Here is an 11558-nt window from a genome sequence, read left to right on the forward strand (position 1 = left end):
ATTTAAAACATACTTCGCAATAACTGCATATACAGCGACTGTACCTGCTACTAATGCATATACCATACTTACGCACCAACCTTTTTTTGATAATGATTATCACTTTTGAATACAGTTTATCATTAAAGAGAATCATTATCAACACTTTTCATAAAGAAAGCTCCTTATAAGAAGGAGCTTTACTGCCTGTTTTGAAAAAGGTTAAAACTTGTTGTGCACTCTTATTATATCTCATCCTACATAACTTAACAGTTTAAAAAAATGGAAATATCCCCTATCTCCTCCACCTTACATTTCGTATAATAAAAGGGAATTACTTAACAAGGAGGAAAAAAATGACACAAAATCTCACACAAGACGAGAGGATACACTCCATTGATATTATTAGAGGAATAGCTGTACTAGGTATTTTTCTTGTGAATTGGCCTGTTATCGCCGGGGTTGACTCACGTGATCTTTCAGGAATTTACGAAGGGATAGACAGCTACATTCGCCTATTTTACGACATGTTTATTCAAACGAAATTTTATACAATTTTTTCGTTTTTATTCGGATTAGGTTTTTATATTTTTATGAGTCGTGCTGAAGCGAAAACAGATCATCCAAAAATTTTATTTGTTCGCCGCTTACTTATTTTATTATTATTCGGTTTCTTACATTACGTTCTTTTATGGGACGGAGACATTTTACATACTTATGCGATTGCTGGATTTTTCTTATTTTTATTTTATAAGAGAGAACCTCGTACTATTTTAATATGGGCTATCGTTTTATTGAGTATTTTTCAATTCATTATGCTAATGGCTGGTATTACGGTTGCATTGGTACCAAAGGAAGAGCTAGGTTTTTCCTTACCTATCATGCCATTAGAAGACTGGCTGTCACAAATACAAAATCGTTTCCATGCATTTTACGCTGATGGAATTGGATTAAATTTACTTATGCTACCAGAAACAGTTGGGCTGTTTTTACTTGGTTTATACGCCGGCAAAAAGGATATTTTCCGCCGCGCGAAAGAGTTAGATCCAAAGCTTAAAAAATGGCAAATTATTATGTTCCTTTTTACATTACCAATGTGGTTCTTCATGGTTCGTTACTTCTTATCAAAACCATTTTATGAACCAATTTATATGCAGGTCTTTACAATGTTTAGCGGAAAAACGTTATTCATATTCTACATTTTCACACTAATGCGTTTATTACAAAAAGAAAAATGGCAAACGTTATTACGTCCATTCCAATACGTTGGACGAATGGCATTAACAAATTACATCTCGCATACAATTGTTACATTACTTTTATTCGGGCTATTGTTTAAAAATGATTATCTGGCTCCACTATGGGTTGGACCACTATTCTGCATTAGTTTCTACACGTTACAAATCTTTATTAGCCGCTGGTGGCTTTCACATTACCAATACGGACCACTTGAGTACATTTGGCGTCTTGGTACTTATGGGAAAATGATGCCACTTAAAAAGAAAAGCAAGGTCTCATAACGAGACCTTGCTTTTTTACGCTTCTCTTACTGCACTTTGCATAGATACTGGCTCTTCTTCTACTTTCACTTTGCGCTGCGGCACCATATTAAATACGATATTTAAAAGTACTGCTGACGCACTTCCAAGTACAATTCCGTTATCTGTTAAAATACGAATGCTTTCTGGGAGTTGTGAAAATAATGTAGGAACGACTGTTACGCCAAGCCCAATTCCGACAGAACATGCAACGATTAATAAGTTTTCTTGTCTTCCGAAGTCAACGCTACTTAACATTTTAATACCATATGCCATAACCATACCGAACATCGCTAACATCGCACCGCCCAGTACTGATTTTGGAATAATTGTTGTAATAGCTGCGATTTTTGGAATGAAACCAAGTGCGATTAACATACCACCGCAAGTATAAATAATAACGCGATTTCTTACTCCAGTTAATTGAACAAGTCCTACGTTTTGAGAGTATGTTGTATATGGGAACGCGTTGAAAATGCCACCTAACACCATCGCTAATCCTTCTGCGCGATAGCCTTTTGTTAATTCTTTTTCACCGATTTTTTTATTGCAAATATCAGATAATGCAAAGTATACACCCGTTGCTTCTACAATCCCTACACAAGCAACGAGAATCATCGTAATAATTGGTGTTAATTCAAATGTTGGTGTACCAAAGTAAAATGGTTGAATACCGTGGAACCAATCCGCCTCTCCAACCGCTTGCAAACTTACTTTCCCCATAAACGCTGCAACGATAGTACCGAACAATAGACCTAGTAAAATAGAGATTGAACGAATAAATCCATCAAAGAAACGATACATAATGATGATAAATAATAACACACCAAATGCTAATGCTAAATTTTCAAGACTACCGAAATCCTTACTTCCTACTCCTCCAGCCATATCATTAATTGCTGCTGGAACAAGTGTAACTCCAATTACAGTAACAACAGATCCTGTTACAACAGGTGGAAACAGTTTTACAAGTTTTCCAAATAATTTCGCAAAAATAACAACGAATAACCCAGCAGCAATAATTGCTCCATAAATTGAAGACACACCGTATTGTTTTCCAATCGCAATCATCGGTCCAACGGCTGTAAATGTACAACCAAGTACAACGGGAAGTCCTATACCGAAAAAGCGATTTGATAATGCTTGTAAAATTGTCGCAACGCCGCACATTAATAAATCAATTGAGACTAAATATGTTAACTCTTTTTGATTTAAACCAAGTCCACCGCCCACAATAAGCGGAACGATAATTGCTCCAGCATACATTGCAAGCATATGCTGCATACCAAGCGATGCAATTTTAAATGGATGCTGCTTCATCGTTTATTTCACCTCCGCAGTTTCTTGCTGTACAAATGTAACTGCGTTATTATCAAGTGATGCAATTTCTGCTAGTGATTCAACACGAACGCCTTGTTCACGAAGCTTCTTTCCTCCATCTTGAAATGCTTTTTCAATAACAATTCCAATTCCTGCAATACTCGCTCCAGCTTGCTCTACTAAACTCATTAAACCTAAAGCAGCCTGACCGTTTGCTAAAAAGTCATCGATGATTAATACACGATCATTTTCATCGATATGATTTCGAGATAATGAAATTTCATTTGTTTCTTGTTTTGTAAATGAATATACGTTTGCAACGTACATATTATCTTGTAACGTTAACGATTTACGTTTTCGTGCAAAAATTACTTTTACACCAAGCTCTAATGCAGCCATAACTGCTGGTGCAATGCCTGAAGATTCAATCGTCACGATTTTTGTAATGTTCTCTTCTTTAAAACGTTTAGCAAATTCTTTTCCGATTTCTTGCATAAGTACTGGATCAATTTGATGATTTAAAAAAGCATCTACCTTTAATACGTCACCAGATAAAACCTTTCCTTCGTTCAAAATCTTTTCTTGTAATACTTTCATGTTTGTTCCCCCTCTTATGCAATAAAAAAACTCCAAAAGCCGCCACCACTCGTTACAAGTGAGAGACGCGCTTTTGGAGTTTCGCAAAAAAAGAATGCTAAACAAGCAATTATATTCGTCCTCACTCATAGTCAAAGTATTTACGGTACTTCGGTAGAAACTTGCAGGCCATATCCCCGCGATTATATGAGTGTAGCTAACTATTTATTTTATAGAAGGATTATAACGTACTTTTTATGCTTTGAAAAGCATTTATCGAAAAAACACGTACAAATTTTTAAAAACTACTATTTTTGTTCGAGTTTTGCAAACTCTTTCATTTCCAATTACAACTTCGTTAAAATGATTGGCCCATCTTTTGTAATCGCAATTGTATGCTCATATTGAGCTGATAATTTCCTGTCCATCGTTCGTGCAGTCCACCCATTTAAATCTACTTTAGAATATCGCATACCTATATTTACAATCGGTTCAATTGTAATTACCATTCCTTCTTGTAACTGAGGTCCTTGTCCTTGTTTCCCAAAATGAAAAATTGCTGGTTCTTCATGAATCTCTTTACCGATTCCATGTCCCGTAAAGTCTCTTGCAACAGAAAAACCTTCATTTGTTACATAACTTTCAATTGCATAGCCAATATCTCCTACATGGTTATCGATTATCGCCTGGTCAATTCCTTTATACAAAGCATTCTCAGCTACTAACAACAACTTTTCTGCTTCATCAGAAACTTTTCCAACTCTATACGTCCAAGCAGAATCTGAAAGACCCCCATTTAAGTTTACTACCGTGTCAATTGTTACAATATCACCCTCAGTTAAAGGAACATCGGCCGGAAACGCATGACACATTTCATCGTTTACAGATGCACATATCGCATATGGATATCCGTTGTACCCTTTCTGCTCAGACGTTGCACCATGCTGTTCTAAATATGCTTCAACAAACGTATTAATTTCTTTTGTAGTAATACCTGGTTTCATCATCTTCGCAATTTCTCTATGACATGAAGCAAGTAATTTTCCAGATTCATGCATTAACTCTATTTCATTTTTCGTTTTAATTATACTCATGCTGTCTCTCCTTACTAAACTTGCTATTTACTATTAAACTTCAATCATACACATCCTCTTCCAAAATTTCAAAACTTCCAATTACAAAAAGTATGATTTATTTCTGCATAAAAAAACAGAAGGAGATTCTTCTGTTTTTTAATCATTTTTACATATATAATTCATTTTCAAAAACTCAAAACAACTACCATTTGTTTTCTGTATAAACGTTCCAACTACTTCAAACCCTGCCCTTTTATACACTTTAATCGCTCTCTCATTAAATATAGCTACTGATAGTGTTATATACTTGCATCCATATTTTTCTTTACTAAAAGCTAGTATAGCGTTTAAGAACTGTAAACCAAATCCGTTCCCAGTTATATTAGGTCTCATTCCAAGACCAATATCAACCGTTCCGTCATTTATTTTACAAACAGTAAAATAACCAATGAGAGTGCCATTTTCCTTCACAGAAAATGTATGATTCCCTCTACTTTCATCATGTAAAAATTCAGCTAAATCTTCTTCATCTGCCTCTATATCGTAAAAGGAATATTTCCCTTCATAATGCCAGTTGTATGCAATTTCTTCTGCTTCTTCTTGCGTCATTACTTTATATGTATAGTCCATTCTCCCATCCCCCTTTAAAAAAGAGCTGCAATTAAGCAGCTCTTTTTTTACAACTCATAAATCTCTTTATATTTCGCTTCTAAATAATCGGCTAAGTAGTTTGCATTTAAGCCTTCACCTGTTACATCTTCTAAAATTTCAAGTGGCTTTTTCGTTTTACCGTATTGGTGAATGTTTTCTGTTAACCATTCACGAATTGGTGTTACGTTTCCTTCTTCTAATAATGCATCAAAGTTCGGAATGTCTTTTAACATTCTTTGCTTAAATTGCGCTGCATACATATAACCAAGTGCATAAGATGGGAAGTATCCAAATGAGCCACCAGCCCAGTGAACATCTTGCAATACACCTTGCGCATCATTTTCCGGACGAATTCCTAAATATGCTTCCATCTTATCATTCCAAGCTGCTGGTAAGTCCTTCACTTGTAATGTACCATCAAATAATTCTTTCTCTAATTCATAACGCACCATAACATGAAGCGGGTATGTAAGCTCATCTGCTTCTATACGAATGAATGACGGCTTCGATTCGTTAATTGCATCATAAAATTCATCGACTGACATATCATCAAATTGACCATCGCTATACTCTTTTAATAAATCATAATTTTTCTTCCAGAATGATTTATTACGGCCGATAAAGTTCTCAAAGAATAATGATTGTGATTCGTGAATACCCATAGATGTACCACTGCAAAGTGGTGTACCTTCAAATTGTTCTGCAATATTTTGTTCATATACTGCATGACCACATTCATGGATCGTTCCAAAAACAGCCATACGAAAATCTTTTTCATCATAGCGTGTCGTAATACGAACATCCCCTCTATTTAATGTAATTTCGAAAGGATGCACTGTTTCATCAAGACGACCTGCTTCAAAGTCATAATTCAATTGCTTTAATAGTTCTAATGTAAAGTTCTTTTGTTTTTCTTTTGAAAATTGTTCCGATAAAGCACTTGTTTTTAATCCTTTTTTAGACTCAGAGATTTCTTTTACAAGCGGCACGATGCGCTCACGAAGTTGACCAAATACGTGATCTAAAACTTCTACTGTAATACCTGGCTCATACATGTCTAATAATGTATTATATTTATATGTTTCATAACCCCAATATGTAATAAATTTCTTTTTAAATTCAACAATTTTTTCTAAGTATGGGCGGAACATTTCGAAATCAGATTTTTCGCGAGCTTCTTCCCACACACTCTCTGCTTTCGCTTCTAATTTCACATAAGCCTCATATTCAGCTTGTGGAATTTTTTTATTTCTATCATATTCTTTCCGACACTCTTCAACCATTTTCTTCGTTGTTTCAGAAAGTTTATCTTCACGTATTAAAGCTTCAAGCTCTGTTAAATAGTTTCCCATCTCATCTGAAGTCGACATAGCAAACACTTCTGACGAAAGCATACCAATTACTTCTGAACGCTGATCTACACCTTTTTTTGGTGCACCTGTTCTTAAATCCCAAAACATTAAACTTAATGCTTCTCCGTAATTCTGTATCTTCTTCACGTATGTTAAAAATTGTTTTTCTACCTCATATGTAGCAACTGTCATCGTATAAAAGCCTCCTTTTTCTACCTCAAACTTAATTCGACACGGAAACATAAATTCCTTTTATAATAGAAAAAAAGCTTGGCAAGCGCCAAGCTTTCTCCTTATAATTCTTTACCTTCTACCGGCAGTACATTTTTCACAGCTGCAACTACTTTCTCATCTTCTGAATCAGATAAGAAGATTGATATAGCACCTTTATCTTCACTTGTACGAATTAAACGCCCAATTCCTTGACGAAGTCGTAAAATCATATATGGTACATCTACATCCCAGAATGGATCATTTACGTGCTTACGTTTCGCTTCAAACACAGGATCGTTTGGAGGGAATGGTAATGACCAAATAATAACGTGTGATAATGATGAACCAGGAATATCTAAACCTTCCCATAAATGAACCGCACAAAGTACAGTCTCTTCTTCATTTTGGAAACGAGAAACGAGCTGGCTAATTTCCTGATCTCCTTCATATAAGAACGGAACCGACATTTGCTCCTTACTTACATACTCTTTGAACGCTGCAAGCTCTTGCGTTGTACGGAATAATACAAGCGTACGTCCATTTGTTTTTTGTATATTTTCAAGTGTATATTGACACTTTCTTTCCCATTCATTTTCTTTCGTATGCGATAGTAAGTTTACTGCCATTTGCTCTTCGTAATCAAACGGTGAAGCAACTGAGAATGATAAGTAATCTTTTACCCCTAGGCTATTAGCTGTAAACGCGAATGAATCATTGTTCGATAATGTCGCAGAAGAGAAAATATACGGTATTTTCTTCGAGAACACTTTCTCTTGTAATACTTCTTCAACTGCACGCGGCATAATCACTAATGTGAAGGCACCATCACCTTCTTCACCCCAAGTGATTACATTTTTCTCGTGCATGAACAGACGAAGTGAATGTTCTAATACATCTAAATGCTCATCAACAATATTTAAATCATACGTGTTTACTGTATGCATTTCACTTTCGAATACTAATGCATCTCCAACTTCACCGATTTTTGCATAAAGTCGTTTCGCTTCAGCTGTTACTTTTTCTGTCACAGTAATTTCTAAACGATCAGAACCGGCAATTTCTTTTTTGTTTTCTTGTAACACATCAAAGAATCGCTCTGTTTGCCAAATTGTTTCTTCTACTAAATGTGCAAACTCCTCACGAATATCGTTTTGTAGCAATCTCGTTAAAAGTTGCTCCATCATTGTTTGCTTTAAACGGTATGTTAAAGCTTTTTGAGCTGCATATTCTACAAGATGTCCTTCATCGAATACAACGCAGCTACTTTCTGGTAATAACGGAATTTGCCCTTCACGCTTACGAGCATCGTACGTCCAAATATGATCCATATAGAAATCTTGAGAACAAATAATTAAATCTGCTGCTTTACGATAATGTTCACGAGAAAGAGTTTGTCCACAACGATGACGAGAATCACAAGTAAAACAATCTTGGAAGTAATCCCAATTTACTTTTGACCATTCTTCGTCATTTAAAAGTGGAAATTCTTTTCTGTCACCATAGTGAGTAAAGTTTTGCATCGTACCATGATCGAATACAAACTGTGGTAACTCATAATATACGTCTTCAATTACTTCTGGAGCTCGTCCACTCATAACATCTTCAAGTTTACGTAAGCATAAATAATTATCCATTGATTTTGCAAGCCTTACATCAACAGATAGCCCTAATGCTTCAGATAACTTAGCGATGTCCCCTTCTTCTTTCACAAGCTGCTCAATTAACGTTTCATCTGCACAAGCAATAATAGCTGGTTTCCCAGTATAACGCGCGTAACAAATTGCATATAGAAGATATACAATTGTTTTCCCTGTTCCTACACCAGCTTCTGCGAACATAACTTTCTTTTCTTGGAAAGCGCGTTCTAACTGAAACGCCATAAAAATTTGTTCATCACGCTCTTCAAAGCCTTTTTCCGGAAGGATGTCGTAAAACACATCTCCAATCCACTCATTCAACTTATCATAAAAATTATCTTGTTTTCCTACTTCAAATGGTAATCTCTTCTCAGTAAACATCCTTAGCCTCCAACCAAAAAGTTTTTCTATAAAAAGATAATAGCAACTGCTACGCATATGTATGCATTTGCTTTCCCCTGTTGCAATACATAGAAATTCACGAAAAAAAATTTTCCTTTCGAAAAAGGAAAATTTTCTTCTATATTAATGACTTTAAATACCGTTTATCAATCGCTGTTTCATGTGAAAGAGCTGACAAATATTCTTCTTGTGCTTTTTGTATTTCATCTACAATCGCACCTTGACTATCCACTTCTTTTCCGAGCTCATCATACGTACGGTGAATAGCTTTTTGAATCATTGATAATTGAAAATTATCCATATGACTTCCTCCTTTACGCATTACATAATAGCCAGTATATGCGCGCTGGAGGAGTTTTATACTATGAATTACGCGGTGGACGTTTTCCGAAATATTGGTAGTAATCTGCCACCAAAACAAACTCATAAACCTAGTAATTTAAAGGTTTCCTCTAATTTCTTTTTTCCGAATCATTTGTTACTACTTCCATAATAATATGTCTAGAAAAAAAATACAATGGATTTATGTATTAGACACATCGTTTTATCTTAACATAATTAGATAACATCTTCAATAATTTATTATATCCTAATTATGAGATGACTATTTGATTCAAAACTGGACAATCTCATCACTTCTCATTAATCATCTGTATTAGCAAAAAGAAATCGCATGATACTAAAGAAAAATAAGAAGACAAAAAAACCAGCAAAATACCCTGCTGTCACTAGCAAATTTGTATATTTCACATTAACATCTAATACATTCAAATAACCCAAAATAAGTAAATAGAAAGTAGATAAATTCACGCTCAATTCTGTTATATACCTTATCACATACCATCTTTCTCCATTTAACTTATAACAAGTAAGTTTCTCCCAATAAAAATGATATATAAGAAGTAAAAAAACTGATATTATCCCTCCTAATATCACTAAGTAGGCTAAAAAGTTCATTATCATTACAAATACTAACAGGACCTTCTTTAAATATTGATGAGCCATCAATCCCATAAATTGATTATTTAAATCTACAAAAAAATTATAATCAAAACTTTTAATAAAGAACAAAAAGGTCAACAATAAAAAAAGAATTACTTGTATTTTCTGTAATGAAATTTCTTTAAATTCCTTTATACTACGAATTGCTTGTGTTTCAAGTGCCATCTATTTACCTCAATTCTTAAACTTGTATTTTACAAAAATCACAGTATTTATACCCCTATATTTCTTACTAAATTCAACAATAACTTCCGGTTATTCGACATCTGCTAATTTAGATATAAAATTCATCAATTATAACTTCTCCTTTTCAAAAAAGAATTCTTTTTTACACTAGCACACTAATCTCACTATTTTATTAACCTGCCAAAATACCAATAAAAACAAAAACTATAACAATAATTATAATTAAAACCACACCACATCCAACTATATCCATGGTTTGCCCTTTATTAAATTGCTCTTTCCTTCTTTTATACTCTTCTGCATCATATTCCATGTTAATGAATTCACTGTTTCCAGAACGTTTATTTTCTGCTACTTGTTGCAAAAGTTTGGTGTACAATTTAATATCACATTCTATCAAATCTACATATCCATTATGATATCTAATTATTACATGAAATGTAGAATCATTCTTTGCAGACAAAGCCCCTGCTAACGCTCCTGCACCACCTAATGCAATATTCCCAATAACGCCACGAACTACAGCACTTTGCACATTTTTCACACTATCTTCACTAACAATTTCAAGCATTGAAATATTCTGTTTCCATTTTTTTGTATCAATATTTATCAATTCACTTTTTACTTTTTGCCCAATGATTAATTCTTGATTACGCCAATTTAATGTATATCCTTCTTTTAGTATCTGCCCTGTTACCGTCACCCCTGTAAATGGTTCTAAATTCCCCATCCCTACGCCCTCTTTCCTTTAATAAAATTTGCACTTTACTAATAAAAATACCATATTTTTCCATACACATAAACTTCCTATTATGTACTATTTAAAACGATTTTATATTACCCTTAACAAAAAAACAGAAAATTCAGTTTTTTGTTGAAAAACAATTAAGTATAATATCTATTATATTCTATTCTTGCTATCATTATTTATAAGAATCTATAAAATCCAAAGGAGGATATCATGAACGTTCAAACAAAGGGGAATGAACAGATTACAAAGTTATTAGATAACTGGTATATAGAAATTCGAAAAAGAAATTTAAATAATGCAAAGCAACTAAAAAAGGAACTCGATAAAAACATTACCAGTGTAAAAGACGATAAAAATGTACTTTTATACCACTCTTTATTGAACTTCCGTTATCAATACTTGATGGACAGTTTAAGTATTGGCAAAGATAGTTTTAAAGAAATAGAATCTTTTGATATACCAACAGATGAACCTTTATTATATTATTACCATTTTTTCAAGGCAATGCACTCAAACATAACTGGTGATTATAATTTGGCAAAAGAACATTATGAAAAAGCCGAAATTAAATTAAAACAAATCCCAGATCAACTTGAACAAGCAGAATTTTATTTTAAACTTTCTACCTTCAGTTGCCATAACCAACAATATGTTTTAGCACTTAAACAGGTTTCTAAGGCAAAAGAAATTTTTTCTAAATACAATGGTTATGAATTAAACATTGGTTACTGTAATAATCTTTATGGATTAGCATGTATACATTTGAAAGAATATGAATTAGCAGAAGAATGTCTTATCTCTGCATTGGATATATTCCAAAAACAAAACGAAGAACAAGCAACCTTATACGTTCGACATAACTTAGGTTTTATGTA

The 11558-nt window shown here is 33.8% G+C and carries 10 protein-coding genes, 1 pseudogene and 1 riboswitch; of the genes and pseudogenes, 2 read left to right on the forward strand and 9 right to left on the reverse strand.

Annotated elements, in window-relative coordinates; all coding sequences use genetic code 11:
- The first annotated feature begins 335 nt into the window (after window positions 1-335).
- Window positions 336-1499 (forward strand): DUF418 domain-containing protein, encoded by a 1164-nt coding sequence (locus BLT20_RS28160; RefSeq protein WP_000193173.1) that lies wholly within the window; start codon window positions 336-338, stop codon window positions 1497-1499.
- Between the two features lie 15 nt (window positions 1500-1514).
- Here BLT20_RS28160 and pbuX read toward each other — a convergent pair whose 3' ends face one another.
- From pbuX to BLT20_RS28205, 9 genes are all read right to left on the reverse strand, one after another.
- Complete coding sequence (gene pbuX, locus BLT20_RS28165) at window positions 1515-2837, reverse strand: xanthine permease PbuX (protein ID WP_000809213.1); 1323 nt, start codon at window positions 2835-2837, stop codon at window positions 1515-1517.
- A gap of 3 nt (window positions 2838-2840) precedes the next feature.
- Window positions 2841-3434: a xanthine phosphoribosyltransferase gene (locus BLT20_RS28170; protein ID WP_000866484.1), complete on the reverse strand. Its 594-nt coding sequence runs from the start codon at window positions 3432-3434 to the stop codon at window positions 2841-2843.
- A 108-nt stretch (window positions 3435-3542) separates the two neighbouring features.
- Window positions 3543-3644: riboswitch (purine riboswitch) on the reverse strand.
- Window positions 3645-3760: 116 nt separating this feature from the next.
- Window positions 3761-4507 carry a type I methionyl aminopeptidase gene (locus tag BLT20_RS28175; RefSeq protein WP_000022486.1) on the reverse strand — a complete coding sequence of 249 codons (747 nt, stop codon included), beginning with the start codon at window positions 4505-4507 and terminating at the stop codon, window positions 3761-3763.
- A gap of 138 nt (window positions 4508-4645) precedes the next feature.
- The gene (locus tag BLT20_RS28180) at window positions 4646-5119 is read right to left on the reverse strand and encodes a GNAT family N-acetyltransferase (RefSeq protein WP_000386765.1); all 474 of its coding nucleotides are present in this window, start codon (window positions 5117-5119) and stop codon (window positions 4646-4648) included.
- Window positions 5120-5166: 47 nt separating this feature from the next.
- Complete coding sequence (ypwA, locus tag BLT20_RS28185) at window positions 5167-6684, reverse strand: carboxypeptidase (protein WP_000215074.1); 1518 nt, start codon at window positions 6682-6684, stop codon at window positions 5167-5169.
- Between the two features lie 101 nt (window positions 6685-6785).
- Window positions 6786-8723, reverse strand: coding sequence for an ATP-dependent DNA helicase (locus BLT20_RS28190; RefSeq protein ID WP_000493700.1), 1938 nt, complete (start codon window positions 8721-8723; stop codon window positions 6786-6788).
- 139 nt (window positions 8724-8862) lie between these two features.
- Window positions 8863-9045: a DUF3921 domain-containing protein gene (locus tag BLT20_RS28195; protein ID WP_000368570.1), complete on the reverse strand. Its 183-nt coding sequence runs from the start codon at window positions 9043-9045 to the stop codon at window positions 8863-8865.
- A gap of 341 nt (window positions 9046-9386) precedes the next feature.
- Complete coding sequence (locus BLT20_RS28200; RefSeq protein WP_001162866.1) at window positions 9387-9911, reverse strand: hypothetical protein; 525 nt, start codon at window positions 9909-9911, stop codon at window positions 9387-9389.
- 193 nt (window positions 9912-10104) lie between these two features.
- Window positions 10105-10662, reverse strand: coding sequence for a hypothetical protein (locus BLT20_RS28205; protein ID WP_000527307.1), 558 nt, complete (start codon window positions 10660-10662; stop codon window positions 10105-10107).
- Window positions 10663-10893: 231 nt separating this feature from the next.
- Here BLT20_RS28205 and BLT20_RS28210 point away from each other — a divergent pair.
- Window positions 10894-11558: pseudogene (locus BLT20_RS28210) on the forward strand (tetratricopeptide repeat protein); the annotation flags it as partial.

This window comes from Bacillus sp. cl96 (assembly GCF_900100505.1).
In the GTDB taxonomy this organism is placed as follows: Bacteria; Bacillota; Bacilli; order Bacillales; family Bacillaceae_G; genus Bacillus_A; species Bacillus_A cereus.